This window comes from Stenotrophomonas sp. YJH_SMC_29 (genome assembly GCF_059371235.1).
This window is the reverse complement of sequence record NZ_JCAFUK010000001.1, coordinates 118,495-144,221: the sequence shown is the minus strand read 5'-3', so window position 1 is coordinate 144,221 and position 25,727 is coordinate 118,495. Positions and strand designations below refer to the sequence as shown.

At 66.5% G+C, this 25,727-nt stretch carries 22 protein-coding genes; 9 read left to right on the top strand and 13 right to left on the bottom strand.

Features of this window, described 5'->3' with window-relative positions; genetic code table 11:
- Window positions 1-522: 522 nt before the first annotated feature.
- The gene (gene purB / locus AC5P9I_RS00645) at window positions 523-1,890 is read right to left on the bottom strand and encodes an adenylosuccinate lyase (protein WP_049464844.1); all 1,368 of its coding nucleotides are present in this window, start codon (window positions 1,888-1,890) and stop codon (window positions 523-525) included.
- Between the two features lie 293 nt (window positions 1,891-2,183).
- Between purB and AC5P9I_RS00640 the strand changes: the two genes are divergently transcribed.
- On the top strand, window positions 2,184-3,623 hold the full coding sequence (locus tag AC5P9I_RS00640) for a class II fumarate hydratase (RefSeq protein WP_130767885.1): 1,440 nt from the start codon (window positions 2,184-2,186) through the stop codon (window positions 3,621-3,623).
- A 71-nt stretch (window positions 3,624-3,694) separates the two neighbouring features.
- Here AC5P9I_RS00640 and AC5P9I_RS00635 read toward each other — a convergent pair whose 3' ends face one another.
- The 7 genes from AC5P9I_RS00635 to AC5P9I_RS00605 form a co-directional block, all read right to left on the bottom strand.
- Entirely contained in the window at window positions 3,695-4,120 is a 426-nt protein-coding gene (locus tag AC5P9I_RS00635; RefSeq protein WP_032953534.1) for a hypothetical protein, read from the bottom strand.
- 106 nt (window positions 4,121-4,226) lie between these two features.
- Window positions 4,227-4,832 (bottom strand): YggN family protein, encoded by a 606-nt coding sequence (locus tag AC5P9I_RS00630; protein ID WP_130767886.1) that lies wholly within the window; start codon window positions 4,830-4,832, stop codon window positions 4,227-4,229.
- A gap of 29 nt (window positions 4,833-4,861) precedes the next feature.
- Window positions 4,862-5,749, bottom strand: a complete 888-nt coding sequence (locus AC5P9I_RS00625) for a DUF4097 family beta strand repeat-containing protein (RefSeq protein WP_130767887.1) — start codon at window positions 5,747-5,749, stop codon at window positions 4,862-4,864.
- 24 nt (window positions 5,750-5,773) lie between these two features.
- On the bottom strand, window positions 5,774-6,802 hold the full coding sequence (locus AC5P9I_RS00620) for an ABC-2 transporter permease (RefSeq protein ID WP_057495303.1): 1,029 nt from the start codon (window positions 6,800-6,802) through the stop codon (window positions 5,774-5,776).
- Complete coding sequence (locus AC5P9I_RS00615; protein WP_064238853.1) at window positions 6,799-7,674, bottom strand: ABC transporter ATP-binding protein; 876 nt, start codon at window positions 7,672-7,674, stop codon at window positions 6,799-6,801. The genes AC5P9I_RS00620 and AC5P9I_RS00615 overlap by 4 nt, the downstream gene beginning before the upstream one ends.
- Window positions 7,674-8,033: a GntR family transcriptional regulator gene (locus tag AC5P9I_RS00610; RefSeq protein WP_006453095.1), complete on the bottom strand. Its 360-nt coding sequence runs from the start codon at window positions 8,031-8,033 to the stop codon at window positions 7,674-7,676. Before AC5P9I_RS00610 ends, AC5P9I_RS00615 begins: the two co-directional genes overlap by 1 nt.
- A 2-nt stretch (window positions 8,034-8,035) precedes the next feature.
- Window positions 8,036-8,272: a hypothetical protein gene (locus tag AC5P9I_RS00605; RefSeq protein WP_074724860.1), complete on the bottom strand. Its 237-nt coding sequence runs from the start codon at window positions 8,270-8,272 to the stop codon at window positions 8,036-8,038.
- A gap of 365 nt (window positions 8,273-8,637) precedes the next feature.
- Here AC5P9I_RS00605 and AC5P9I_RS00600 point away from each other — a divergent pair, with 365 nt between their 5' ends.
- The 6 genes from AC5P9I_RS00600 to AC5P9I_RS00575 all read left to right on the top strand — a co-directional run bounded on the left by AC5P9I_RS00600 (window position 8,638) and on the right by AC5P9I_RS00575 (window position 14,713).
- A complete protein-coding gene (locus AC5P9I_RS00600; RefSeq protein ID WP_049464346.1) occupies window positions 8,638-9,225 on the top strand; it encodes a glutathione peroxidase in 588 nt (195 codons plus the stop codon).
- Between the two features lie 96 nt (window positions 9,226-9,321).
- Window positions 9,322-10,299 carry an FKBP-type peptidyl-prolyl cis-trans isomerase gene (locus tag AC5P9I_RS00595; RefSeq protein ID WP_032962085.1) on the top strand — a complete coding sequence of 326 codons (978 nt, stop codon included), beginning with the start codon at window positions 9,322-9,324 and terminating at the stop codon, window positions 10,297-10,299.
- A gap of 23 nt (window positions 10,300-10,322) precedes the next feature.
- A complete protein-coding gene (locus AC5P9I_RS00590) occupies window positions 10,323-11,672 on the top strand; it encodes a UDP-glucose dehydrogenase family protein (protein ID WP_187756684.1) in 1,350 nt (449 codons plus the stop codon).
- Window positions 11,665-11,907 carry a SlyX family protein gene (locus AC5P9I_RS00585; protein WP_005410256.1) on the top strand — a complete coding sequence of 81 codons (243 nt, stop codon included), beginning with the start codon at window positions 11,665-11,667 and terminating at the stop codon, window positions 11,905-11,907. The genes AC5P9I_RS00590 and AC5P9I_RS00585 overlap by 8 nt, the downstream gene beginning before the upstream one ends.
- Window positions 11,908-11,917: 10 nt before the next feature.
- Window positions 11,918-12,592, top strand: coding sequence for a DUF2058 domain-containing protein (locus tag AC5P9I_RS00580; RefSeq protein ID WP_130767889.1), 675 nt, complete (start codon window positions 11,918-11,920; stop codon window positions 12,590-12,592).
- 48 nt (window positions 12,593-12,640) lie between these two features.
- Window positions 12,641-14,713 (top strand): acyltransferase family protein, encoded by a 2,073-nt coding sequence (locus AC5P9I_RS00575; RefSeq protein WP_130767890.1) that lies wholly within the window; start codon window positions 12,641-12,643, stop codon window positions 14,711-14,713.
- Between the two features lie 12 nt (window positions 14,714-14,725).
- Here AC5P9I_RS00575 and AC5P9I_RS00570 read toward each other — a convergent pair whose 3' ends face one another.
- The 4 genes from AC5P9I_RS00570 to AC5P9I_RS00555 all read right to left on the bottom strand — a co-directional run bounded on the left by AC5P9I_RS00570 (window position 14,726) and on the right by AC5P9I_RS00555 (window position 20,714).
- The gene (locus tag AC5P9I_RS00570) at window positions 14,726-15,910 is read right to left on the bottom strand and encodes an MFS transporter (RefSeq protein ID WP_057495270.1); all 1,185 of its coding nucleotides are present in this window, start codon (window positions 15,908-15,910) and stop codon (window positions 14,726-14,728) included.
- Between the two features lie 85 nt (window positions 15,911-15,995).
- Window positions 15,996-18,680, bottom strand: a complete 2,685-nt coding sequence (gene metH / locus AC5P9I_RS00565) for a methionine synthase (RefSeq protein WP_130767891.1) — start codon at window positions 18,678-18,680, stop codon at window positions 15,996-15,998.
- Window positions 18,677-19,771 carry a homocysteine S-methyltransferase family protein gene (locus AC5P9I_RS00560; protein WP_130767892.1) on the bottom strand — a complete coding sequence of 365 codons (1,095 nt, stop codon included), beginning with the start codon at window positions 19,769-19,771 and terminating at the stop codon, window positions 18,677-18,679. The genes metH and AC5P9I_RS00560 overlap by 4 nt, the downstream gene beginning before the upstream one ends.
- 13 nt (window positions 19,772-19,784) lie before the next feature.
- Complete coding sequence (locus AC5P9I_RS00555; RefSeq protein ID WP_049465810.1) at window positions 19,785-20,714, bottom strand: ArsR/SmtB family transcription factor; 930 nt, start codon at window positions 20,712-20,714, stop codon at window positions 19,785-19,787.
- Between the two features lie 153 nt (window positions 20,715-20,867).
- Between AC5P9I_RS00555 and AC5P9I_RS00550 the strand changes: the two genes are divergently transcribed.
- Both AC5P9I_RS00550 and AC5P9I_RS00545 read left to right on the top strand, forming a co-directional pair.
- Window positions 20,868-22,016, top strand: coding sequence for an acyl-CoA dehydrogenase family protein (locus AC5P9I_RS00550; protein ID WP_049465813.1), 1,149 nt, complete (start codon window positions 20,868-20,870; stop codon window positions 22,014-22,016).
- A 130-nt stretch (window positions 22,017-22,146) separates the two neighbouring features.
- Entirely contained in the window at window positions 22,147-22,434 is a 288-nt protein-coding gene (locus AC5P9I_RS00545) for a hypothetical protein (RefSeq protein ID WP_049465816.1), read from the top strand.
- A gap of 108 nt (window positions 22,435-22,542) precedes the next feature.
- On the opposite strand, the gene AC5P9I_RS00540 is transcribed toward AC5P9I_RS00545, so the two are convergent.
- Window positions 22,543-25,716, bottom strand: a complete 3,174-nt coding sequence (locus AC5P9I_RS00540; protein ID WP_053504758.1) for a multidrug efflux RND transporter permease subunit — start codon at window positions 25,714-25,716, stop codon at window positions 22,543-22,545.
- Between the last annotated feature and the right edge of the window lie 11 nt (window positions 25,717-25,727).

Genomic DNA, 25,727 nt, shown 5'->3' with positions numbered 1-25,727 from the left:
CCCTCGTGGCGGGGTGGGTTCACAAGCAAAAGCCGCGCTTGGCCGGGCGGGTGGGCTGCGCGGGGGACGCTGCAAGTACGTCCCTGTAAGCTTGGCCGCCGCATCCATGCGGCGGACACCCCCGCGCAGCCCACCCGCCCGGCCCCTGGCAGTTTCCTGCGCGGCCCGCCACGGAATGGAAGAAGAAAAGCAAAAGCAACAGCGGGTCGCGCGCTGCGCTTGCTCGTGCCAAAACAAAAGAGGGACGCGGCGAAGCCGCGTCCCTCTTTCAAATTCCGTCCCGACAACCCAATGCTCTTCGATCCGTCACCGGGAATCTGTCAGAGGTGGGGCGGGTTGGGTTCGCGGGGGTGTCCGCGGCATGGATGCCGCGGCCAAGCCCCCAGGGACGGGTTCACGGCGTCCCCCGCGAACCCAACCCGCCCCGCCAAGCGAGGCAATAACCCAGAGCCGCTCTTGACGTTGATGTTGCAGTTGCCTGCCGCAGGCAGCGCCCGCGGCCGCCGCCGCAAAGGAAACCCCTTAGATCTTCTTCGCCAGCGACTCGGCCAGGCCGGTGTAGCTGCCCGGGGTCATCTCCAGCAGGCGCTGCTTCGCATCCGCCGGCAACTCAAGCCCCTGCACGAACGCACGCATCGACTCGGCCGTGATGCCCTGGCCGCGGGTCAGCGCCTTCAGCTGCTCATACGGGTTCGGCAGGCCGTGGCGGCGCATCACCGTCTGCACGGCCTCGGCCAGCACTTCCCAGGCTGCGTCCAGATCGGCATCCAGGCGCTGCGGGTTCACTTCCAGCTTGCCCAGGCCCTTGGCCAGCGAATCCAGCGCCACCTGGCTGTGGCCGAACGCGGTGCCCAGTGCACGCAGCACGGTGGAATCGGTCAGGTCACGCTGCCAGCGGCTGATCGGCAGCTTCGCGCTGAAGTGCTCGAACAGCGCGTTGGCGATGCCGAAGTTGCCTTCGGCATTCTCGAAATCGATCGGGTTGACCTTGTGCGGCATCGTCGACGAACCGACTTCGCCTTCCTTCAGGCGCTGCTTGAAGTAGCCCAGCGAGATGTAGCCCCAGATGTCACGGGCCAGGTCGATCAGGATGATGTTGGCACGGCGTGCGGCATCGCCGATCTCGGCGACGTTGTCGTGCGGTTCGATCTGCGTGGTGTACGGGTTGAACACCAGGCCCAGGCCGGTCACGAAGCGCTCGGCGAAGGCCGGCCAGTCCACGTCCGGGTAGCTGGCCACGTGGGCGTTGTAGTTGCCGACCGCGCCGTTGATCTTGCCGGTCAGCTCGACCGCAGCGATCTGCCGGCGCTGGCGCTCCAGGCGGGCGACCACGTTGGCCAGTTCCTTGCCCAGGGTGGTCGGCGAGGCGGTCTGGCCGTGGGTGCGCGACAGCATCGGCTGGCCGGCCTGGGCATGGGCCAGGGTACGCAGGGTGCTGGCGATGCCGTCCAGGGTCGGCAGCAGCACCTCGCGGCGCGCCTGTTCCAGCATCAGGCCGTAGCTGAGGTTGTTGATGTCTTCGCTGGTGCAGGCGAAATGCACGAATTCCAGCGCCGGCGCCAGCTCGGCGTCGTCCTTCAGCTGTTCCTTGATGAAGTACTCCACCGCCTTGACGTCATGGTTGGTGGTGCGCTCGATCTCCTTCACGCGCGCGGCCTGGGCCGGGCTGAAGCGGGCGGCCAGCGCGCGCAGGCGGGCGATGGCAGCGTCGGAGAACGGCGCCAGCTCGACGATGCCCGGCTCGGCGGCCAGGGCCAGCAGCCACTCCACTTCCACCGTGATGCGGGCCTTGATCAGGCCGTACTCGGAGAAGATCGGGCGCAGGGCGTCGACCTTGCCGGCATAGCGGCCATCGAGCGGGGACAGGGCGAGCAGGGCGGAATCGGACATGTCGGCAGGGCTGGGGCGAGCGGCGGGGCCGATATTCTACGACGTGCCGGTGAGGTAGTGCCCGCCGCTGGCCGGCGACCACGCCCGGCCACGCCCTGCATGGATTGCCGGCCAGCGGCCGGCAGTACCCTTGCGCACGCAGAACGGCCGTGCAGACGGAACGTTCTGGCCCGTCCTCGTCATCCCACGCTACGGGCAACGGAGTATTGTTGGCGCAGCCGCCAGCCCGGGAAGCGACACCCTGCCAGCCGCCGCTTCCCTTTCCCCAACTGAAGTAGTGCGGAGTTGATGCAATGAGCAAAGCTGCAAGCAAGGGTGCCACCCCGGGATTCCGGATCGAACATGACAGCATGGGTGAGCTGCAGGTGCCTGCCGATGCCCTGTGGGGCGCGCAGACCCAGCGTGCCGTGCAGAATTTCCCGGTGTCGGGCCAGCGCATGCCGCGCGGTTTCATCCGTGCGCTGGGCCTGGTCAAGGGCGCCGCTGCCGGCGTCAACGCCGAGCTGGGCCATCTGCCCAGGACCGTGGCCAAGGCCATCCAGGCCGCTGCCGCCGAGGTGGCGGCCGGCGACTGGGACGCGCACTTCCCGATCGACGTCTACCAGACCGGTTCGGGTACATCCTCGAACATGAATGCCAACGAGGTCATTGCCACCCTGGCCAACCGTGCCGGCAAGGCCGGCAAGGCCACAGTGCATCCCAATGACCACGTCAACCAGGGGCAGAGCTCCAATGACGTCATTCCGACCGCGCTGCGCGTGTCGGCGGTGCTGGCCGCGCACGAGCAGCTGCTGCCGGCGCTGGTGCACCTGCGCAAGATCCTGGACAAGAAGGGCCGCAGCCTGCGCAAGGTGGTCAAGACCGGCCGTACCCACCTGATGGATGCGATGCCGCTGACCTTCGAGCAGGAGTTCGGCGCGTGGTCGGCACAGCTGGCTTCGGCGCAGGAGCGCATTGAGGACAGCCTCAAGCGCGTGCGTCGCCTGCCGCTGGGCGGCACCGCCATCGGCACCGGCATCAACGCCGACCCGCGTTTCGGCGCGCAGGTGGCCAAGGCACTGAAGCAGCAGACCGGGTTCAAGTTCGACAGCGCCGAGAACAAGTTCGAAGGCCTGGCCGCGCAGGACGATGCGGTGGAACTGTCGGGCCAGCTCAATGCGCTGGCCGTGGCGTTGATCAAGATCGCCAATGATCTTCGCTGGATGAACGCCGGTCCGCTGGCCGGGCTGGGCGAGATCGAACTGCCGGCACTGCAGCCGGGCAGCTCGATCATGCCGGGCAAGGTCAACCCGGTGATTCCGGAAGCAACCGTGATGGCCTGCGCGCAGGTGATCGGCCACCACACCGCGATCACCGTGGCCGGGCAGACCGGCAACTTCCAGCTCAACGTCACGCTGCCGCTGATCGCGGTGAACCTGCTGGATGGCATCGGCCTGCTGGCCAATGTGTCGCGGCTGCTGGCCGACAGCGCGATTGCCGGGCTGAAGGTGCGCGAAGACCGTGTTGCCGAGGCGCTGTCGCGCAATCCCATCCTGGTCACGGCGCTGAACCCGATCATCGGCTACGAGAAGGCAGCGGCCATTGCCAAGCGTGCCTACAAGGAACAGCGCCCGGTGCTGGACGTAGCGCTGGAAGACAGCGGCCTGCAGGAAGCGGAACTGCGCCGCCTGCTGGACCCCACCGCGCTGACTGCCGGTGGCATCCACGCGGGGGGCGGTGGCGGCGGCGGTTGATGCGCCGGTCGTAGGGCCGAGCCCATGCTCGGCTCTACAAGAGGAAACGCCGCCCCGGGGGCGGCGTTTTTTCAGCGACGGTCGGCGACGATGTTGCCGAAGGTGTCGGTGTAGTCCTTGAACTCGGGGATGCGCTGGACCAGGTCGGCCGGGATCACTTCCATGCCTTCCGGCGGCTGGATCTTCACCGGTTGCATGTTGGGATCGGCCGGGGCGGCGACCAGGGTGTTCTGGCGCAGCACCTGCAGCCTGCCGAACATCGTCTGCAGCATCTGCTTCTGCCCTTCGTCGAGCGGGATCTGGATCTCGTCCACCTTCATCGTGCCATCGCCGAGGATGATGATGTTCGGTGCCGGCGGGCGACGCACGGTCACCATCCCTTCGCTGACGGAAATCTTGGGCTTGCCGCGCTCGGCGCGGTGGTTGCGGTAATCCTTGTCACAGCCGACCAGGCCCAGGCAGAGAAGGGCGGCCAGCAGCAGGAACAACTTCTTCATGGCATTCGGTTCGGGGGCGTCCGGGGCCGACATTGTAAGCCGGTCGGCACGTCACGGCCGGCAGCGGGGCGCCGCTGCCGGCCGGGTGCGCTGATCTGTCACAGGCTTAGCGCTGGACCACGGTGTCCTTGCCGCAGTCGTCGACATCACTCTGGTCCATCGTGGCGTACGGCTTGAACGCGGGCAGCGATGCGGCCAGCGCCTGCTGGCTGGCCAGCATCGCCGGCATGCGGTTGCAGATGCGCTTGGCCTGGGCTTCGATCTTCTCCGCCTCGGCATTGATCCGCTTCTCGATGCCCTCGCTGTCGCCGCTGAAGATGCCCTTCAGGGCCTCTCCGGCAGCACTGGCGCCGAGCTTGGCACCGGCCAGGCCGACATCCATGCCGTCCATTGCAATGGCAACGACGTGGCCGCGGTATTCCAGCAGCTGCCGGCGCTGGGCCTCATCGGCCGGCACGTCCTTGCCGCCGATCAGCAGCCGCCCGTCCGGCGTGATCTCCGCACGCGGCTGCTTGTCGGCGGAAATCTTGATGTTGCCCTGGCTGATGTCCTTGCGGGCATCGTCCATGGCCTCCTTGACCGTCTGGCCGACCCCGCTGGTCGCCTCGGCCACGCTTTTGCCGACGGTGGTATCGGGCGTGGAGGACGTGCCGCCGCAGGCGATCAGCGGCAGGCACAGCAGGGTGGCAGGCAGCACGCGCAGCAGATTCATGGCAGTGTCCTCGATCGGTCCGGTGGAGGTTACTTTTTGCGGGGCAGGGTGACGGTGCCGCTGACGTTGCGGTGGCCCACGTCGCCGCTGCCGCTGTGGTCGACGGTCAGGCTGCCGCGCACGCCGTCGACCTGGATGTCACCCGAGCCGTGGCTGCGCACATGCACGCTGCCGCCGATGTCGGACAGGTCGACATCGCCGGAGCCGACCACGCCGACCTCGACGTTGCCCTGCACGCGCTTGAACCCGACGTCGCCGGACCCGACGGTGTCCAGCCGGGCGTTGCCGCGGACATCGCTGAGCTTCAGGTCACCCGAACCCACCGTGCCGGTGACCGCATCGCCGCCGATGTTGCGTGCCTTGACGTCGCCAGAGCCCAGCGACAGCAGGTTCAGCGAGCTGCCGCCGTCGATGTCCAGGTCACCCGAGCCCACCGCTGCGTGGATGCTGCCACGGGTGCCACGGATGATGGCATCACCGGAGCCGACATCCACGCTCAGCGACTGCGCGTTGTCCACGCTGGCATCGCCGGAGCCGACCTTCAGCTGCAGCGGCAGGTTGTCCGGCACGCTGCCACGGATGTCCAGCCAGGCATAGCTGCTGCCCAGGCTGATGCCGCTGTCGCGGCCTTCGCGGCGCAGGCTGACCACCAGCTTGTCGCCTTCCTTCCGCTGGTCCAGCACCAGCTGGTCCAACCATTCCTGGCTGGAGGCGCAGGCGCGGCCATCCAGCTGGCCACCGCCCTTGCTGGCGACCACCTTCAGGTCATGCTGGTTCACCTCGAGCACCACCGCCTTGGCGCCGGATGTCTCCAGCTTCAACGTACGGGCAGCGGTGAACTTGCAGTTCGGAGCATCGGCGGCCAGCACCGACAGCGGCAACAGCAACAACGCAGAACAGGCGAGCAGGGAACGCATGGTGATGCCTCCAGGTGGATGGGATCAGATCTCGCCGGCGCGCTTGCGCAGGCGGATGGCAAGGATGATGAACACGGCACCGACAGCGGCACCGATCCACAGCTCCGGCATCGCCAGCGACTTCAGCTGCGAGGCCGGCGACATCAGGCTGACCACCGATTCGAGATCGCGGCGCGCGCCTTCACCGGCGCTGAGGCGATACAGCAGGTCCATGCCCGGCACGCCGCCCAGCAGCAGGCGGCCGACGATGTTCTGCCAGAACCAGCCGGTGGTCAGCCCGATCAGCGGCATCACCTTGGTGGTGCTGACGATGACCCCGGCGAACAGCGGCAGCATCACCGCCCACAGGAACGGCTTGCTGCGGGCCCAGGCCGAGCACAGCAGCAGCCAGCCGGCGGTGGGCAGGGCCCACAGCGCGTAGACCGGAATCCAGGCCAGGTGGCCGGCGGCCAGGGTCAGCGGACTGGACGGGCCCCAGATCAGCGTCATCGGGCTGCCGCCATGCATCAGCGCGACGACGCTGATCACCAGCAGGAAGCCGAGCATGGTGATGATGCCGGCGATCACCGCGATCAGCGGGGCCACGATCAGTGCGCTGATCACCTTGGAAAGGACGGTCTGGGTGTCCGACAGCGGCAGCGATTTCCAGAACAGGATGCTGCGGTCGCGGCGGTCGTCGTACAGCGCGCCCAGGCAGTAGAAGAACACCACGAAGGCCAGCACCAGGAACGGCCAGGCCGAGCTGAGCACCAGGGTCAGGTCGAGGCCGTTGCCGAGGTCGGCCAGGTCTTTTGCGCTGATGTCGCGGGTCAGCAGCGCGAGGTCCAGGCCGTTGATGTTCACGTTCTCGCCATCGACGTGCAGGTTGCCATCACGCGCGGCGCGGTGCAGCGCGAACAGGCCGAAGGCGATGCCGATGGTGCTCATCACCAGCGAAATCAGGCCGGCGATCAGCGGCGCGTACAGGAAACCGCCACGGTTCTCCCAGTATTCGCGCTTGAGCAGCCAGCGCAGGGTGCCCATCGGGCTGACGGGGTGGTTGACGGCATTCATGCGTAGGTCCCCTTCATGATGGCGACGAACAGGTCGGCCAGGCCCGGGCTGCGGGTCTCGCCAAGCGTGGAAAGCTGGGCGCGCGGCACGCCGTCGAACAGCATCACGGTCTTGCCGAACGCCAGGCTGCGCTCGTCGATCGGCTTCAGCGCACGCGCGGTGTCCAGCTGGTCGGCATTGACCAGCAGTTCGGTGTAGCGCTGGCCGACGTCGTCCATTTCCGCATCCAGCACGATGCGGCCGTCGCGGATGAACATGACATCGCTGAGGATGTGCTCGATTTCCTCGACCTGGTGGGTGGTGACGATGATGGTCTTCTGTTCGTCGAAGTAATCTTCCAGCAGGCGCTGGTAGAACTCCTTGCGGTACAGGATGTCCAGGCCCAGGGTGGGCTCGTCCAGCACCAGGATGCGTGCGTCGATGGCCATCACCAGGGCCAGGTGCAGCTGCACGATCATGCCCTTGGACAGTTCGCGCACGCGCTGCTTCGGCTGCAGCTTGGTGTTGGCCAGGAAGCGTTCGCAGCGGGCGCGATCGAAACGCGGGTGCACACCGGCCACGAAATCGATCGCTTCGCGCACCTTCAGCCAGCGTGGCAGCACGGCGACGTCGGCGATGAAGCAGATGTCGTTCATCAGCTCGTCGCGGTGCAGGCGCGGGTCGCGACCGAGCACGCTGAGTTCACCGTCCACCGAGGTCAGGCCGAGAATGGCCTTCAGCGCGGTGGTCTTGCCGGCGCCGTTGGGCCCGATCAGGCCGACGATGCGCCCGCTTGGAATGCTGAAGCTGGCGTTGTCGAGCGCCACCGTGGTCTTGTAGGCCTTGCGCAGGCCTCGGGCGGTGATGACCGCTTCACTTGCAGTGCTATTCATCAGACTTTCCCCTGGGGCAGCAATTCGTCGAGGCTCAGGCCCAGGCGCTGGATGCGCTCCAGCACCGCCGGCCATTCTTCATTGAGGAAGCGATCGCGCTCGCTGCTGCGCAGCTGCGTGGCCGCCTGTTCGGTCATGAACATGCCCAGGCCGCGGCGCTTCTCGACCAGGCCCTCATCGGCCAGTTCCTGGTAGGCGCGCGAAACGGTGATGGGGTTGAGTTGATAGTCGGCGGCCACCTGGCGCACCGAAGGCAGGGCATCGCCCGGCTTGAGGATTCCGTCGAGCATCATGGCGATCACGCGCTCCTTCAACTGACGGTAGATGGGAGCGCCGTCGCTCCACTGGATGTCGCTCATATTCAGCTCCGTGGGGTCAGCGGCTGGGCGAACGAGAAATACGGCATGGACAGGGAGCTGTGCAGCCGACGCGGGGGAGGGGGGGAGGGAACGGCATTCCCTGCCGGTGAAACGGTCGCGTCCTGCGGACTGTCGGGGGAGGCGGGGGGCGTTGGCGCGGCCAGCCAGGCCAGCACGATCAGGGTCGAAACAGCGGCGGCCGCAGGTGCGGTGAGGTTGCGACGGATCCGAGTGTTCATGGCTTCCCCCTGTCTCAGGTGACTGGTGTTGTATGCAACTATAACACCGGCACGCCTGCGTGCAACCCCTTGCCGTGCCCAACTGATGGCAGGGGTGGTCAAATCGCTGAAACATCGCCCTATCCATTTGATTGGAAAGGGAAATAAATTCTCCGAAGGGGCTGATTCGGCGCTGCCTTCCATTCAGCCTTGTACATGCTATGTCATCACTGCGCGGTTGCTGCCGCACTGGACGGGCAAACGCCACGCCGCGCAAAGCCAGCGGCGCCCACCGCAGCAAGGGGCGCCGGGGCCCGGTGCTATAGTTCGGCCGATTCCCGGCCGCTACCGGCCGGCCCTGTGAATGGCTACCGCGGACTGTCTCCATGACCCTGCCGACCGTTACCCCGCGCCGCCTGCGCGGTCTGTCCCTGCTGACCCTGCTGGTGGCCGGGCTGGCCAGCTCCAGCCAGGTGCTGGCGGCCGACCTTCTCGACCTCGACTACCGCCCGCTGGCCAGCAAGCAGCAGGTCAACCTGCAGCAGCGCTACCACGGGCAGGTGCTGCTGGTGGTCAATACCGCCAGCAAGTGCGGCTATACCCCTCAGTACGAAGGCCTGGAGGCGCTGCAGAAGCGCTATGCCGGCCGTGGCTTCGCCGTGCTCGGTTTCCCGTCCAACGATTTCAAGGGCCAGGAGCCGGGTGACGAGAAGCAGATCCAGGATTTCTGCACGCTCACCTACGGCGTCAAGTTCCCGATGTTCGAGAAGGTGCACGTCGTCGGCGCAGAGGCCACGCCGCTGTACCAGCGGCTGACCGCGGCCACCGGCGTGGCGCCGGGCTGGAACTTCCACAAGTACCTGGTGGGCCGCGATGGCAAGGTCATCGCCCAGTTCGCCAGCAAGGTGACGCCGGACGATCCGCAGCTGACCGCCGCCATCGACAAGGCGCTGGCCGCGGCCGCCACGCATTGATATGCGGCACGGATGCCTCGACATCGACGGCATGCGTGCGACAATGCTTCTTTTCGCGCCGACGTCGGCGCCCAGACACTTCCAGGAATGCAGCGAATGAAGATGGGAATGCGCGGCGCCGCGGCGTCGGTTCTGATTCTGGCGATGGGCACTTCGGGTGTCGCTCTGTCGCAACAACCGGCTGCCCCCGCAGCCGCCAAGGAGACCGCAACCTTGAATTCCCCCAAGCAGAAGCTGGGCTACGCCATCGGCCTGGACGTCGCCAAGTCGTTCACCCCGATCGCCGATGAGATCGATGTGGCCGCGCTGCGCACCGCCGTGGAACGTTCGTTCGAAGGCCTGCAGCCGCAGATCACCCAGGAACAGGCCAAGGCCACCGATGCCGCACTGCGCCAGGTCGTGATGGCCCGCAGCGGGCAGCAGGTGCCGGGCATGGCGCCGGGTTCGCAGCCGCCGAAGGTCGACCGCGTCAAGGTGTCGCAGATGATCGGTTCCTACTCGGTCGGTCCGTCGCTGGCACAGCTGAAGGACGACATCGACGTCGCCTCGCTGTTTGACGCGATCAGCACTGGCCTGAGCAAGGGTCAGCCGAAGATGACGGAAGCTGACGCGACTGCCACCATCCAGGCGTTCATGGGCAGCAAGCAGGCTGAAATGCAGGCCAAGGCCGCCGCCGCCGCGCAGACCAACCGCGAGGAAGGCAACGCGTTCCTGGCCAAGAACAAGACCCAGCCGGGCGTGGTGACCACCCCGTCGGGCCTGCAGTACCAGGTCATCCGCCCGGGCAGCGGCGAGCGCCCGCTGCCGAGCAGCAAGGTGCGCGTGAACTACGAAGGCAAGCTGCTCAACGGCACCGTGTTCGACAGCTCCTATGGTCGCCAGCCGGCCGAGTTCGGCCTGGACCAGGTGATCAAGGGCTGGACCGAAGGCGTCGCGCTGATGCCGGTCGGTTCGAAGTACCGCTTCTGGATCCCGGGCGAGCTCGCCTACGGTGAGAACGGCACCCCGGGTGGCCCGATCGGCCCGAACGCGACTCTGACGTTCGACGTCGAGCTGCTGGGCGTCCTGCCGTAAGCGACCACGGAGCCAGCACGGACATGCGCGTTGCGATTTTCGGTACCGGTTATGTAGGGCTGGTGACCGGTACCTGCCTGGCCGATGTCGGCCACCAGGTGGTCTGCGTCGATATCGACCAGGCCAAGGTCGATGGCCTCAACCAGGGCATCATCCCGATCTATGAGCCGGGCCTGGAACCGATGGTGAAGGCCAACCACGCTGCGTCGCGGCTGACGTTCACCACCGATGCCCCAGCCGCGATCGGCCACGGCCAGGTCGTGTTCATCGCCGTCGGCACGCCGCCGGACGAGGATGGCAGCGCTGATCTGCAGTACGTGCTGGCCGTGGCCCGCACCATCGGCCAGCACATGAGCGTGCCGACGGTGGTGGTCAACAAGTCGACGGTGCCGGTGGGCACCGCCGACAAGGTGCGCGCGGCCATTGCCGCCGAGCTCGCCGCACGGGGGGCCGACATCGCCTTCGACGTGGTGTCCAATCCGGAATTCCTGAAGGAAGGCGATGCCGTTGCCGACTGCATGCGCCCGGACCGCATCATCATCGGTGCGACCAGTGCCGAGTCGGTGGCGGTGATGCGGCGCCTGTACGCACCGTTCAACCGCAACCACGACCGCGTGGTGGAAATGGACGTGCGCTCGGCCGAGCTGACCAAGTACGCCGCCAACGCGATGCTGGCGACCAAGATTTCGTTCATGAACGAAATCGCCAACATCGCCGAGCGTGTCGGCGCCGATGTGGAACAGGTCCGCCAGGGCATCGGCTCGGATCCGCGCATCGGCTGGCACTTCATCTACCCGGGCGCCGGTTATGGCGGCTCGTGTTTCCCCAAGGATGTGCAGGCACTGGCCCGCACTGCGCAGCAGGCTGGCCTGGAGCCGAAGCTGCTGAACGCCGTCGAGGCGGTCAACGATGCGCAGAAGGGACATCTGTTCGCGCTGATCCAGCGTCATTACGACAAGGGCGAGGACGAGGGCGTGCGTGGCAAGACCTTTGCCGTGTGGGGCCTGGCCTTCAAGCCGAACACCGATGACATGCGCGAAGCCTCCAGCCGCCGGCTGCTGGCGCAGCTGTGGGAAGGCGGTGCAACGGTGCGTGCCTACGATCCGGAAGCGATGCACGAATCGCAGCGCATCTTCGGCGAACGCGATGACCTGGTGTTCTGCAGCAATGCCGAAGAAGCGCTGCAGGGCGCGGATGCACTGGTCGTGGTGACCGAGTGGAAGCAGTTCCGCAGCCCCGATTTCCAGAAGCTGCGCGAGCAGCTGAAGGACGCGGTGGTGTTCGACGGGCGCAACCTGTACGAGCCGGCGGATGTCGAAGCGGCGGGCCTGGCGTATTACGGCATCGGCCGGGGGCGCTCGCTGCATGTCTGACCTGCTGCCAACCGAACGCGAGCAGGCGCTGGAAGCGCGCCTGGTCGAGCTGGAGATGCGCGTGTCCTTCCAGGAGCAGGCGCTGGCCGAACTGAGCGATGCGCTGGCCGATGCCCGCATGCAGGGCATGCGCAACGCCGATGTGCTGCGCGTGCTGCTGGAAGACCTGGGCAAGGTCCGCAACGCATTGAATTCTTCCGATCCGGCGAGCGAACCGCCGCCGCCGCACTACTGATCCGACCTCTATGAGCGATACCCTCCGCGACCAGCTGCTGGGCCTGGGCTTCAAGCCTGCGCCCAAGCCCGAGCGCAAGAATGATGCCCCCCGTCGTGACGGCCGCCCGCAGGGCAAGGGTGGCAACGGCAATGGAAAGCCGCAGGGCGCTGGCAAGGGCGAGCACACGCCCGGTGAGCGTCGTGGGCATGGCCGTGGCGGCCCGGGCAAGCCTGCTGGGCAGGCCCGCAGCCAGGGCCCGCGCAAGCCGCGCAGCGCCGAAGAGATGGATCTGGCCAAGGCCTATGCCATTCGCGCGCAGCGGGAAAAGGAAGAGCGCATCGAAGCCGAGCGCCTGAAGCAGGAAGAAGCACGCGTCCGCCGCGAGGCGAAGGCCAAGCTGGAAGAACTGCTGAAGGACAAGAGCCTGAATGCCGAGGCGGCCGACATTGCCCGCCACTTCCCGTACGGCGGCAAGATCAAGCGCATCTACGTGACCGCCGAACAGCTGACCGCGCTCAATGCCGGTGAGATGGGCGTGGTCCAGCTCAATGGCCGTTACCTGCTGGTGACCGCCGAAGTGCTGGCCGAGTGCGAGGCGGTGTTTGCCGCATCGGTGGCGCTGAAGGTCGATCCGAATGCGCCGGCCGAAGAAGATCCATACGCCGATCCGCAGTACCAGGTACCGGACGACCTGGTCTGGTAAACGCGTGACCGCCGCGGGCGCGCTGCCGTCGCGGCCGTGGGGGAAGGGATGACCGCTGATCCAAGCCGCGGCTATGTGCCGCACATTGACGGCCTGCGTGCGATCGCCGTGCTGGCCGTCATTCTGTTCCACCTGGACCCGGCCTGGCTGCCGGGTGGGTTCACCGGCGTGGACGTGTTCTTCGTCATCTCCGGCTTCGTGGTCAGTGCGTCGGTACATCGGCTGCCGCCGCTGTCGCTGGGGCAGTCGATGCTGCGCTTCTATGCGCGCCGCATCCGTCGCATCGCGCCGGCGTTGCTGGCCTGCCTGTTGCTGACCGCCGTGGCGAGCGTGCTGTTCATTCCCGAGTCGTGGCTCAGCGAAGCCAGCGACAAGACCGGGCTGATGGCGTTCTTCGGCTTCAGCAACTGGGTGCTGGCGGCGATCGGCAACGATTACTTCGCGCCCAAGGCCGAGTTCAATCCCTACACCCATACCTGGTCGCTGGGTGTGGAAGAGCAATTCTACCTGTTGTTCCCGTTGCTGTTCCTGGCGTGGGCACGCGGCGTACGCGGGCGTTGGATCAGTCTGGGTCTGTTCGCCCTGGTCAGCGCGGCATCGCTGCTGCACGCTGCGGTGCTGGGGCTGCGCGAGGCGCCGCCGTCGTGGGCGTTCTATGCCACCAGCACCCGTCTCTGGCAACTGGGCGTGGGCGTGCTGCTGTTCCAGCTGCTGCACGTGCGCGAATCACTGGACCCGGCAGCCGGGCAGGCGCTGAAGCGCGCTGCGCCGGTGTTCTCCCTGCTGGCTTTGATGGCGCTGGCCCTGCTGGGGTGGGCGCTGTGGTCCGCGCGTGCCGGGCGTTCGCCGTGGCCTGACGGCCTGCTGCCGGCCTTCGCCACCGCGGGCCTGCTGTGGGCGCTGCATCATCATCCGCAGGCATGGGTGGCGCGGCTGCTGGCCAGCGCTCCGATGCGCCGCATCGGCCTGCTGTCGTACTCGCTGTATCTGTGGCACTGGCCGGTGTTCGTGCTGATGCGCTGGACCGTGGGCCTGCAGACACCGGTGCAGATGACCGCTGCGATGGCGCTGGTGCTGCTGCTGTCATGGGTATCGTGGCGCTGGGTCGAGCAACCCTTCCGCGGCCCGTTGTCGCAGCGTCTGCGTCCAGGCCGGTGGGTGCTGAGCGGCGCGGTCGTACTGCTGTGTGCTGCCGGCATCCAGTCATTGCTCTACCTGCAGGCGCCGCAGCTGTCGCTGAGTACCGTCAGCCGGCATCCGGCCGATTGGTACCCCAATGGCAAGAGCGTGGCGGGTGATTATCCTGATTGTGCTCTGGTGGTCGCGAAGCATCGATTCGAAGGCGGCAGTGCGCGGACCTTTGCTCGTGGAATCTGCGACCGCCCGCTGCCGGCCGGTGCGCGGAAGCGCGTGTTTGTTGCCGGTGATTCGCATGCGATGGCCTACATCGAGCTGCTGCAGCGGCTGGCGCTGGAAACCGGCTCTGAGGTCTCCCTCTATGGCCGCGGCGGATGCCCGCAGGTGAGCCTGCAGAAGTGGCGCGGTGCCGGGGCCGGTTGCGCCGATTTCGACGCAGCGGTGTTCGCCGACATCGCGCAGCGCGCGCAGCCGGGGGACGCCGTGGTGCTGGTATCGCTGCGGGTGCCGCGCCTGTCGGATCAATTCGTGCTGTTCGACGCCGACGCGCAGTTGGCGGGCGAACTGACGGCAGAGGCCGCGGCAGGACGCGACGCCGAAGTGGCCGAGGCGGTCGCGCAGTGGCGGCCCCTGGCCGAGCGTGGCGTACGCATCGTGCTGGAGGCGCCCAAACCGGTGCTGCCGGCGCCGCCCTATCGCTGCTCGGACCGCTTCAATGCGCGCAACGAGGTCTGCCGCAACGGCCTGGACAGCACGCGCGTCGCGATGGAAACGTTGCGGGCACCCATGCTGGGCAGCCTGCGGCAGGTGGTCAATGGACTGCCGGGCGGCGTGCTGTGGGACCCGATGCCGGTGCTGTGCGACGACGCGTTATGTCCAGCCCAGCGCGATGGACGGCCGCTGTTCTTCGATGGCGATCATCTCAGTGCGCACGGCAATCGCGTGCTGCTGCCGTCGCTGCAGCAGGTGGTGCTGCAGCGCTGAACCGGAGCGTTGTCAGTGTGCGTTGCGGGGCCGGCGCGCACGTATCAGCGGCAGGCTGAGCGCGAAGAAGCAGAGCAGGGCGCCGACCAGGGCGAAGCCGCTGCCGGCGAGGAAGGCCGTGCGGCCGTCGTCGATCTTCCACAGCTGACCGGCGATCAGTGCGCCCAGCACGCCGCCCACGCCGGACGAGAAGCCGTACAGCAGGCCCTGGCCGTGACCGTTGAGCCGGCCCGGGAAGTAGGTGGCCAGCATCTGCATCGCAGCCGCGAAGAAAGCGGCAAAGCCCAGGGCATGCGCGGTCTGCGCCAGCAGCATCACCGGCAGGTTTTCGGGGAACAGGGCGGTCACCGCCCAGCGCAGGCAGGAACTGACCAGCGCGATCAACAGCATCCAACTGGCGTCATAGCGGCGGAAGAAGCGGCCGATGGTGAAGAACACGCCCACTTCGAAGACGACGCCGATGGTCCACAGCAGGCCGAGCGTGGAGGTGCGGTAACCGTGATGGTCCATGTAGACCGAAAAGAACGTGTAATACGGGCCGAATGACAGCTGCTCCATGAACGCGGCCAGGAAGAAGGCCAGCACCGGCGGGCGGCGCACGATCTGCCAGAAGCCGCTGGCATCGCCCTGGGTCCTGCCGATGTCGCGCGCATAGTGGTTGCTGAAGGCCGAGGCCACCAGCAAGGCGAACAGCGGCAGCATCATCCAGGGCAGCAATCCGGCGTGGTTGCTGGCGCCATCGCCTTCGATCAGCCAGCCGAACAGGGTGACCACGGCGATGAAGCCGAGTGAGCCCCAGACCCGGATCAACCCGTAGCGATGGCTGTCGTTGCCCAGGTGAGTGAGGGTGATCGACTCGAACTGCGGCATCACCGCGTTGTAGAAGAAGCAGAACACAACCATGGCCGGGTACATCCAGGGCTGCGGAAGCGGCAGCAGGAACACCGCGAAGCTGAGCAGGGTCAACACGCAGCCGACGCGCAGCAGCCGGATCGGCCGTGGCGATGCCGCCGCCAGCGAAGTCCAGGTGCTGGGTGCGATCACGCGGGTGGCGTACCACAGGCCCATCATCACGCTGATCGCGGTCACGCTCATGCCGCGCGCGGTCAGGAACAGGCTCCAGTACGGAGTGAACGCGCCCAGCGCCGCGTAGTAGAACAGGTAAAAGCTGGAGAGGCGGGCAACGGGAACGGTCATTGCGGAATGATGAGGCAAAAAGGGGACGGAGGGGATTAAGTCGCGAATGCATAAACGACTTAATCCCCTCCGTCCCCTTTTTGTGTCATTCGGGGTCGTAGTCGAGGTTGGAGGCGAGCCAGCGTTCGGCCTGGGCGCGGTCCACGCCCTTGCGGCGGGCGTAGTCGCTGACCTGTTCGCGGCTGAGCCGGCCGACCACGAAGTACTGGCTCTGCGGGTGGCTGAAGTAGTAGCCCGAAACGGCGGCCGTAGGCAGCATCGCGAAGCTCTCGGTCAGTTCCATGCCGGCATTTGCTTCGGCCTGCAGCAGGTCGAACAGGCGCCGTTTCTCGCTGTGCTCCGGGCAGGCGGGATAGCCGGGCGCCGGCCGGATGCCGCGATACTGCTCGTCGATCAGGGCATCGTTGTCCAGCGCCTCGGCACGGTCATAGCCCCAGAATTCAGTGCGCACGCGCTGGTGCAGGCGCTCGGCCAGCGCTTCGGCGACGCGGTCGGCCAGTGCCTTCAGCAGGATCGCGTTGTAGTCGTCATGGTCCGCCTCGAAGCGCGCGACGTGGGCATCGATGCCGATGCCCGCGGTGACCGCGAACGCACCGATCCAGTCCTGGCGGCCGCTGTCGGCGGGAGCGACGAAATCGGCCAGGCAGAAGTCCGGCCGCTCGGTCGGCTTGTCGACCTGCTGGCGCAGGAAGTACAACGTGGCCTCGCCCTGGGGGTGCTGCACGCGCACGTCGTCGCCGACGCTGTTGGCCGGCCACAGGCCGAACACGGCCTTGGCGGTCAGCCACTTCTCTTCGACGATGCGGTCGAGCATCGCGCGGGCATCCTTGTACAGATCGCTGGCCTGGGTACCGACGATCTCGTCGGTGAGGATGGCCGGGAACTTGCCGGCCAGTTCCCAGGCCTGGAAGAACGGCGTCCAGTCGATGTAGTCGACCAGTTCGGCCAACGGGTAGTCGTCGAACACATGCAGGCCGGGCTGGTGCGGTGCCGGTGGCGTGTAACTGTCCCAGCCGCCCTGGAACTTCTGCGCGCGTGCATGCTCCAGCGTGACCAGGCGCTTGGCGTCGCCACGGTTGCGATGGCGCGCGCGGATTTCGGCATAGTCGGCCTCGTTGGCGGCGACGAAGGCCTCGCGCAGGTCGCGCGAGATCAGCGACTGGGCCACGCCCACCGCGCGCGAGGCGTCCTTCACCCACACCGTCGGCGCCTTGTAATGCGGGTCGATCTTCAGCGCGGTGTGCGCGCGCGAGGTGGTGGCGCCGCCGATCAGCAGCGGCAGGTCGAAACCCTGGCGCTCCATCTCGCGGGCGACGTGGCTCATCTCCTCCAGCGACGGCGTGATCAGTCCGGACAGGCCGATCAGGTCGGCATGGTGCTCGCGGGCGGCATCCAGGATCTTCTGCGCCGGCACCATCACGCCCAGGTCGACCACGTCGAAGTTGTTGCAGGCCAGGACCACGCCGACGATGTTCTTGCCGATGTCATGCACGTCGCCCTTCACCGTGGCCATGATGATCTTGCCGTTGCTCTTGGCGGTGTCACCGCTGCGCGCCTTCTCGGCCTCGATGTAGGGCAGCAGGTAGGCCACCGCCTTCTTCATCACGCGCGCGGACTTGACCACCTGCGGCAGGAACATCTTGCCCGCACCGAACAGGTCGCCGACGATGTTCATGCCATCCATCAGCGGGCCTTCGATCACGTCCAGCGGTCGGCTGGCGGCCTGCCGGGCCAGCTCGGTGTCTTCCTCGACATAAGCGTCCAGGCCGTGCACCAGGGCATGGGCCAGGCGCTGCGCGACAGGCTTTTCGCGCCAGGCCAGGTCCTCCGCCTTCGCTGCGCCCTTCCTGCCCTTGTAACGCTCGGCGATCTCCAGCAGGCGCTCGGTGGCATCGCTGCGGCGGTTGAGGATCACGTCCTCGACGCGTTCGCGCAGCTCCGGCTCCAGCTCGTCATAGATCGGCATGGCACCGGCGTTGACGATGCCCATGTCCATCCCGGCCGCGATCGCGTGGTACAGGAACACCGAGTGGATCGCCTGGCGCACCGTTTCATTGCCGCGGAAGGAGAACGAAACGTTGGAGACGCCACCGGAGACATGGCAGTGCGGCAGCGTCTGCTTGATGATGCGGGTGGCTTCGATGAAGTCCACCGCGTAGTTGTCGTGCTCTTCGATACCGGTGGCGACGGCGAAGATGTTCGGGTCGAAGATGATGTCCTGCGGCGGGAAGCCGATCTCGTCGACCAGGATGCGATAGGCGCGGGTGCAGATCTCGACCTTGCGCGCGCAAGTGTCGGCCTGGCCGTTTTCGTCGAAGGCCATCACCACCGCAGCGGCACCGTAGCGCAGCACCTTGCGTGCATGTTCGCGGAACAGCGCCTCTCCTTCCTTCAGCGAGATCGAATTGACCACGCTCTTGCCCTGCAGGCACTTCAGCCCGGCCTCGATCACGCTCCACTTGGAGGAATCGACCATCACCGGGATGCGGGCGATGTCCGGCTCGGACATGATCAGGTTGAGGTAGCGGGTCATTGCCGCTTCCGAATCGATCAGGCCCTCGTCCATGTTGACGTCGAGGATCTGCGCTCCGCTGGCCACCTGCTGGCGGGCCACGTCCACCGCCTCTTCGTAGCGGCCTTCCTTGATGAGCTTGCGGAACTGCGCGCTGCCGGTGACGTTGGTGCGCTCGCCGACGTTGATGAACAGCAGGTCCGGTGTGATGACCAGCGGCTCCAGGCCGGACAGGCGGGTATAGGGCGGGGTGCTCATGCGGCCTGCTGCTCCCGGGCTGCGGGCAGGGCGCGCGGCGGCAATCCGGCGACGGCCTGGGCGATGGCGCGGATGTGCGCGGGCGTGGAGCCACAGCAGCCGCCGACCAGGTTCAGCAGGCCATCCTCGGCGAAGCCGCGCAGGGTGGCGGCCATCTCTTCCGGCGTTTCGTCATATTCGCCGAAGGCGTTGGGCAGGCCCGCATTGGGGTGGGCGCTGACGTGGCAGTCGGCGACCTGCGAAAGGGTTTCCACGTGTGGTCGCATCGCCTCGGCACCCAGTGCGCAGTTCAAGCCGATCGACAGCGGCCGCGCGTGTGCCAGCGAGGCGTGGAACGCTTCGGCGGTCTGCCCGGACAGGGTGCGCCCGGAGGCGTCGGTGATGGTGCCGGAGATCATCACCGGCAGGCGTGCGCCGCGCGCGTCGAACGCTTCTTCCAGCGCATACAGCGCCGCCTTGGCATTGAGCGTGTCGAAGATGGTCTCGACCATGAGGGTGTCGGCGCCCCCGTCGATCAGCCCTTCGATGGCTTCCCGGTAGGTGTCGCGCAGCTCGTCGAAGCTGGTGTTGCGGAAGCCCGGATCATTCACGTCGGGACTGATCGAGGCGGTGCGGCTGGTCGGGCCGATCACGCCGATCACGAAGCGTGGCTTGCCGGGCGAGGTTGCAGCCACCGCATCGCAGCAGGCGCGTGCAACCGCCGCCCCGGCCTTGTTCAACTCGTACACCAGGTGCTCGAGGTGGTAGTCGGCCTGGCTGACCGAGGTGGCGTTGAAGGTGTTGGTCTCGACCAGATCCGCGCCTGCTTCCAGGTAGGCGGTGTGGATGTCGGCGATGATCTGCGGACGGGTCAGCAGCAGCAGATCATTGTTGCCCTTCAGATCATGGCCCTCGGGGGTGCCGTGGTCGCAGCCGGGGCCATGTGCATGGTCATAGCCACCGGCGAAGCGCTCGCCCCGATAGTCGTCTTCCTGCAGGCCATGGCGCTGGATCATCGTGCCCATCGCGCCGTCGATGATCAGGATCCGCTCGCGCAGGGCGTCGAGCAGGGCGTTGGCACGATCAGGATGCAACCAGGGCAGGGCAGGCATGGCAGTCTCGGGCTCAGGGCTTGTTGGCGATCAGCGAAATCACTTCGAAGTGCGGCGGACGCTTTTCGCGGGTGACCGTCTCCAGGCTGGACACCTGCAGGCCGGCCTTGTCGACGAACCTGCGCAGTTCCTTGTCGCTGAAGCCAAGGTTGACGTGGCCGTAGGCTTCCACCGCGGCCTTGTGTTCGTGGCGGGCCAGGCTGCACAGCAGCAGGCGGCCACCCGGGCGCAGCACGCGCGCGGCTTCGGTCACCGCCTGCGCCGGCTTGCTGGCGTAGGTCAACGCGTGCATCAGCACCACCAGGTCGAAGCTGCTGTCCTTGAACGGCAGCGCGTGCATGTCGCCTTCGCGCACTTCCACATTGGGCAGGCGGCGCAGGCGCTCGCTGGCGGCGGCGACCACGCGCGCGCTGGTATCAATGCAGATGTAGCGCTTGGCATGGGGGGCGACCAGTTCGGCCAGCACGCCGTCACCGGAGGCGATGTCCAGCACGTCGCCGGTTTCCAGCAGCGGCAACGCGGTGCGCGCCAGGGCCTCCCAGGTGCGGCCCGGCGAGTAGTGGCGCTCCATGTCGCCGGCCACGCTGTCGGCCCAGTTCTGGTCCGAGGCGCGGTGGGCCAGCACGGCGGCAACGCGCTCGGCGTCCTGCCGCAGCAACGGGTCGTCGCTTCCGTTGCTCAGGGCATGCCACAATGCGCGCTGCGCCGGGTCCAGCTGGGCCTCGTCGAAACGGTAGTAGGCCGACACGCCGGCACGGCGGTCGCGGACCAGGCCGGCTTCCTTCAGGCGCGCCAGGTGGGTGGACACGCGCGGCTGCGCGAGCCGGGTGATCGCCGACAGTTCGGCCACGGTGAGTTCCTCCTGCTCCAGCAGCGCCAGCAGGCGCACGCGGGTCGCATCGGCGAACACCTTCAGGCGGGTCGACCAGTCTTCCAGATCCATAAATATCTACCTATCGCGATATAGAGATATATTCGCCGAGAAGGCCTGCCGCGGTCAAGTCGCCAGCGTACGGAAACTGCCGGGCCCCGGTACAATCGGGGCACCTGGGCGCGCCGTATGCGGCCCATAACTTCATGTACCCGGGAGGGTGTTGTGGATTTCAGCTTTACCGAAGAGCAGTTGATGCTGCAGGACGTGGCGCGGCGCATCGCGCAGGAGAAGATCGCCCCCAGCGCGGAGCATCACGACCGCACCGGCGAGTTCCCGCTGGACAACATCCGCCTGCTGGGCGAGAACGGCCTGATGGGCATCGAAGTGCCGACCGAATACGGCGGTGCGGGCATGGACCCGGTTGCGTACGTGCTGGCGATGGTGGAGGTCGCCGCCGCCGACGCCGCCCACTCGACCATCATGTCGGTCAACAACTCGCTGTTCTGCAACGGCATCCTCACCCATGGCAGCGAACAGCAGAAGCAGACCTATGTGCGTGCGATCGCCGAAGGCACGGCCATCGGCGCGTTCGCGCTGACCGAGCCGCAGTCCGGCTCCGATGCCACCGCCATGCGCTGCCGCGCGGTGAAGCAGGCCGACGGCACCTTCGTCATCAACGGCAAGAAGAGCTGGATCACCTCCGGCCCGGTGGCCAAGTACATCGTGCTGTTCGCGATGAGCGAGCCGGACAAGGGAGCGCGTGGCATCACCGCCTTCCTCATCGATACCGACAAGGCCGGTTTCGGTCGCGGCAAGACCGAGCCGAAGCTGGGCATCCGCGCCTCGGCCACCTGCGAGATCGAGTTCAACGATTACGTGGCGCAGCCCGAAGACGTGCTGGGCCAGGAAGGCGAGGGCTTCAAGATCGCGATGGGCGTGCTCGATGCCGGCCGCATCGGTATCGCTTCGCAGGCCATCGGCATCGCCCGTGCCGCCTATGAAGCGACCCTGGACTACGTGAAGGAGCGCAAGGCGTTCGGGGCGCCGATCGGTACCTTCCAGATGACCCAGGCCAAGATTGCCGACATGAAGTGCAAGCTGGATGCAGCGCTGCTGCTGACCCTGCGTGCGGCATGGGTGAAGGGCCAGGGCAAGCGCTTCAGCACGGAAGCGGCCGTGGCCAAGCTGACCGCCTCGGAAGCGGCGATGTGGATCACCCACCAGGCGGTGCAGATCCACGGCGGCATGGGGTACTCGAAGGAGATGCCGCTGGAGCGTTACTTCCGTGATGCCAAGATCACCGAGATCTACGAAGGCACCTCGGAAATCCAGCGACTGGTCATCGCCCGCAACGAAACCGGGCTGCGCTGAGACGCAACGGCCGCGCCGCTGCAATGGCGGCGCGGCCAGTAGATCAGCGCCACGCGTGGATGCGCCGTGCTCTTGGCCGAACGATGCCGGATCTGTTCCAATGCAGGCCGTTTCCATACGGTCTGCACAGATGATCTATCGTGGTTGGGGAATCCTGACACTGGTCACGCCGATCGCAGCGATCCTGCTGCTGGCGTATTTCTTCCCGCACGCAGGCCCCAAGGGCAACATCCCGCTCCCGCAGGTGTTGCTGGGTGCCGGAATTGGCGCGGCGGTGAACGTGCTGCTGGGCCTGTGGCTCAACCGTGCCCCCCGGCAGAAGGGTGAAGTCGCGCCCCATCATTTCTTCTTCGTACCGATGCAGTGGGCCGCGCTGGCTCTGGTGGCGGTGTGCGCGATGGTCGCGCTGCTGCGCTGAGGCGTTGCCCGAAGCGCGCCGGCCAAGGTTGGCATGCATTCGAGAGCAGCGGCAACAAAAAAGGCCCCGGATCGCTCCGGGGCCTTTTCGTTTCAGCGCACCGCCGGATCAACGATCCGGGCGGTGGGCGGACTCGGCGTCGCGCTGGCGTTCCATGAACTCCTTCGACGGTTCATCCAGCTTGTCGCCCAGCATGCGGCGCACGACCACGAAGAACACCGGGATCATCAGCAGGCCGAGCAGGGTGGCGAACAGCATGCCGCCGATCACGCCGGTACCGATGGCGTGGCGGGAGTTGGCGCCGGCGCCGGTGGAGATCGCCATCGGGATCACGCCCATGATGAACGCGAACGAGGTCATCAGGATCGGGCGGAAACGCAGGCGGGCCGCCTCGATGGTGGCATCGCGCAGGTTCTTGCCTGCTGCGCGCTGCTCCACCGCGAACTCCACGATCAGGATCGCGTTCTTTGCCGCCAGGCCGATCACGGTGATCAGGCCGATCTTGAAGAACAGATCGTTGGGCAGGCCGCGCAGCATCGACAGGCCGAGGGCACCCAGCACGCCCAGCGGCACGACCAGCAGCACCGCCACCGGGATCGACCAGCTTTCATACAGGGCGGCCAGGCACAGGAACACCACCACGATCGACAGCACCAGCAGCAGCGTGGCGGCATTGCCGGCCAGGATTTCCTGGTAGGACATGCCGGACCAGTCGTAGCCGAAGCCGGCCGGCAGGTCGTCGTTGACGATGCTCTCCATGGTCTGCATCGCTTCGCCCGAGCTGGTGCCCGGGGCCTGCGAGCCGACGATGTTGATCGCCGAGTAGCCGTTGTAGCGGCTCAGCGACGGCGGTGCCGACACCCATTCGGACTTGACCACCGTGTTGAGCGGGATCATCGCATTGGTGCCATCGGCGTTCTGGGTCAGGGTGGAGGGGCTGTAGAAGCTCTTCAGCGACTCCTGGCCGGTGCGGTACGGGCCATCGGCCTGCATGGTCACGCGCTTGATGCGGCCTTCGTAGAAGAAGTCATTGACGTACACCGGAGCCAGCATCAGCTGGATGGTGCTGTACACGTCCGACACCGACATGCCCATCGACTGCGCCTGCACGCGGTCCACGTGCAGCTGCAGCTGCGGGGCGTTCTCCAGCCCGTTCGGGCGCACGCCGACCAGGGCTTCAGGCTTCTGCGCGGCCTTGCCCAGCAGGATGTTGCGCGCCTGGGTCAGCTGCTCGTAGCCGGCACCGCTGCGGTCCTGCAGCCACATGTCGAAGCCGCCGAACTGGCCAAGGCCCTGCACGGTAGGCAGGTTGACCACGAAGATCTGCGCTTCCTTGATGCCGTAGAACGCGCCGTTCATGTTCTGGATGAACTCCGGCGCGGTGAACTTGCGTTCCTCCCACGGCTTCAGGCGGATGAAGCCCATGCCCACGTTCTCGCCGGAACCGACGAAGCTGAAGCCGGCCACCTGCAGCATGCCTTCATAGCCATCCTGCTTTTCCAGGATGCCGCGCATCTGCGCGAACACTTCGTTGGTCTGGCCCTTGGTCGAGCCCGGGGGCAGCTGCACGATCGCCAGCGCATAGCCCTGGTCTTCTTCCGGCAGGAAGCTGCCCGGCATGCGGGTGAACAGGAAGCCGCACAGCGCGGTCAGCACCACGAACAGGATCATCCAGCGCGGGGCATGGCGCACCGCCGAGGTGATGTGCCCCACGTAGGTGTGGCTGATCTTGTCGTAGTACTTGTTGAAGGTGCGGTAGACGATGTTCGGGTTGTCGTTGTGCGTCGGCTTGAGGAAGGTCGCGCACAGCGCCGGGGTGAAGCCCAGCGCCAGGAACGCCGAGAACGCCATCGAGATGGCGATGGTCAGCGCGAACTGCTTGTAGATCTCGCCGGCGGCACCGCCCTGCAGGGCGGACGGAATGAACACCGCGGCCAGCACGACGGTGATTGCCACCACCGCGCCGGTGATCTGGGTCATCGCCTTCTGCGTGGCCGGCTTCGGCGCCAGGCCTTCCTCGCTCATGATGCGTTCGACGTTCTCGATCACCACGATCGCGTCGTCGACCACGATGCCGATCGCCAGCACCATCGCGAACAGGGTCAGCTGGTTGATCGTGAAGCCGATCATCCACATGCCCAGGAAGGTACCAAGCAGGGCGACGGGGATGACCAGGGTCGGGATCAGGGTGGCGCGGAAGTTCTGCAGGAAGATCAGCATCACCAGGAACACCAGCAAGACCGCTTCAAACAGGGTCTTGACCACTTCCTGGATCGAGATCTTGACGAACGTGGTGCTGTCGTACGGCGAGAACCAGGTCACCCCGGACGGGAAGCTGGGCTGCAGCTCGTCCATCTTGGCGCGCACCGCTTCGGCCACGTTCAGGGCGTTGGCGCCCGGCAGCAGCTGGATGGCGAAGGCGCCGGTCGGCTTGCCGTTGTACTGGGTGTCGAAGCCGTAGTTGTTGGCACCGAAGGCGACGCGGGCGATGTCCTTCAACAGCACGCGCGAGCCGTCAGCGTTGGCGCGCAGGATGATGTTCTCGAATTCCTGCGGCGAGCTGAAGCGGCCTTCGGCGGAGACCGTGGCGGTGAAATGCTGGCCTTCCGGCGACGGGTCCGAACCCAGCGCACCGGCGGCGAACTGCACGTTCTGCGCACGTACCGCGGCCAGTACCTGGCTGGCCGACAGGCCATAGCCCTGCATCTTCTCCGGGTTCAGCCAGATGTTCATGGCGTACTCGGAACCGAACTGCTGGGTGCTGCCGACGCCGGGGATACGCGAGACCTGGTCGAGCACGCGCGAGCCGACGATGTCGTTCAGCGCGTCACGGTTGATGGTCGGGGTATCGGACTGCAGCGCCACCACCATCAGGAAGCCGGCGTTGGCCTTGGCCACCACCACGCCCTGCTGGGTGACTTCCGAAGGCAGGCGCGGCGTGGCCAGCGAGACCTTGTTCTGCACCTGCACCTGGGCGATGTCGGGATCGGTACCGGTCTCGAAGGTCAGGGTGATCTGCGCACGTCCGTTGGAGGCGGACGAGGAACTGAAGTACAGCAGATGATCGATGCCGGTCAGCTGCTGCTCGATCACCTGGGTGACCGACTTTTCCGTGGTATCGGCGCTGGCGCCCGGGTAGGTCGCCGAGACGGTGACCTGCGGCGGGGCGATGTTGGGATAGGACTCCACGCCCAGGTTGAGGATCGCGATCACGCCGCTGAGCGAGATCAGGATCGCTACCACCCAGGCGAAGACTGGATGCTCGATGAAAAATTTAGGCATGACGGAAGGTT

Bases quoted from the DNA above. Each gene is read 5' to 3' on its own strand.
- AC5P9I_RS00560 (WP_130767892.1), bottom strand. From the start codon at position 19,771: ATGCCTGCCCTGCCCTGGTTGCATCCTGATCGTGCCAACGCCCTGCTC.
- purB (WP_049464844.1), bottom strand. From the start codon at position 1,890: ATGTCCGATTCCGCCCTGCTCGCCCTGTCCCCGCTCGATGGCCGCTAT.
- AC5P9I_RS00615 (WP_064238853.1), bottom strand. From the start codon at position 7,674: ATGAATAGCACTGCAAGTGAAGCGGTCATCACCGCCCGAGGCCTGCGC.
- AC5P9I_RS00635 (WP_032953534.1), bottom strand. From the start codon at position 4,120: ATGAAGAAGTTGTTCCTGCTGCTGGCCGCCCTTCTCTGCCTGGGCCTG.
- AC5P9I_RS00590 (WP_187756684.1), top strand. From the start codon at position 10,323: ATGCGCGTTGCGATTTTCGGTACCGGTTATGTAGGGCTGGTGACCGGT.
- AC5P9I_RS00575 (WP_130767890.1), top strand. From the start codon at position 12,641: ATGACCGCTGATCCAAGCCGCGGCTATGTGCCGCACATTGACGGCCTG.
- AC5P9I_RS00625 (WP_130767887.1), bottom strand. From the start codon at position 5,749: ATGCGTTCCCTGCTCGCCTGTTCTGCGTTGTTGCTGTTGCCGCTGTCG.
- AC5P9I_RS00595 (WP_032962085.1), top strand. From the start codon at position 9,322: ATGAAGATGGGAATGCGCGGCGCCGCGGCGTCGGTTCTGATTCTGGCG.
- AC5P9I_RS00610 (WP_006453095.1), bottom strand. From the start codon at position 8,033: ATGAGCGACATCCAGTGGAGCGACGGCGCTCCCATCTACCGTCAGTTG.
- metH (WP_130767891.1), bottom strand. From the start codon at position 18,680: ATGAGCACCCCGCCCTATACCCGCCTGTCCGGCCTGGAGCCGCTGGTC.
- AC5P9I_RS00630 (WP_130767886.1), bottom strand. From the start codon at position 4,832: ATGAATCTGCTGCGCGTGCTGCCTGCCACCCTGCTGTGCCTGCCGCTG.
- AC5P9I_RS00555 (WP_049465810.1), bottom strand. From the start codon at position 20,714: ATGGATCTGGAAGACTGGTCGACCCGCCTGAAGGTGTTCGCCGATGCG.
- AC5P9I_RS00540 (WP_053504758.1), bottom strand. From the start codon at position 25,716: ATGCCTAAATTTTTCATCGAGCATCCAGTCTTCGCCTGGGTGGTAGCG.
- AC5P9I_RS00605 (WP_074724860.1), bottom strand. From the start codon at position 8,272: ATGAACACTCGGATCCGTCGCAACCTCACCGCACCTGCGGCCGCCGCT.
- AC5P9I_RS00600 (WP_049464346.1), top strand. From the start codon at position 8,638: ATGACCCTGCCGACCGTTACCCCGCGCCGCCTGCGCGGTCTGTCCCTG.
- AC5P9I_RS00580 (WP_130767889.1), top strand. From the start codon at position 11,918: ATGAGCGATACCCTCCGCGACCAGCTGCTGGGCCTGGGCTTCAAGCCT.
- AC5P9I_RS00545 (WP_049465816.1), top strand. From the start codon at position 22,147: ATGATCTATCGTGGTTGGGGAATCCTGACACTGGTCACGCCGATCGCA.
- AC5P9I_RS00585 (WP_005410256.1), top strand. From the start codon at position 11,665: ATGTCTGACCTGCTGCCAACCGAACGCGAGCAGGCGCTGGAAGCGCGC.
- AC5P9I_RS00620 (WP_057495303.1), bottom strand. From the start codon at position 6,802: ATGAATGCCGTCAACCACCCCGTCAGCCCGATGGGCACCCTGCGCTGG.
- AC5P9I_RS00640 (WP_130767885.1), top strand. From the start codon at position 2,184: ATGAGCAAAGCTGCAAGCAAGGGTGCCACCCCGGGATTCCGGATCGAA.
- AC5P9I_RS00570 (WP_057495270.1), bottom strand. From the start codon at position 15,910: ATGACCGTTCCCGTTGCCCGCCTCTCCAGCTTTTACCTGTTCTACTAC.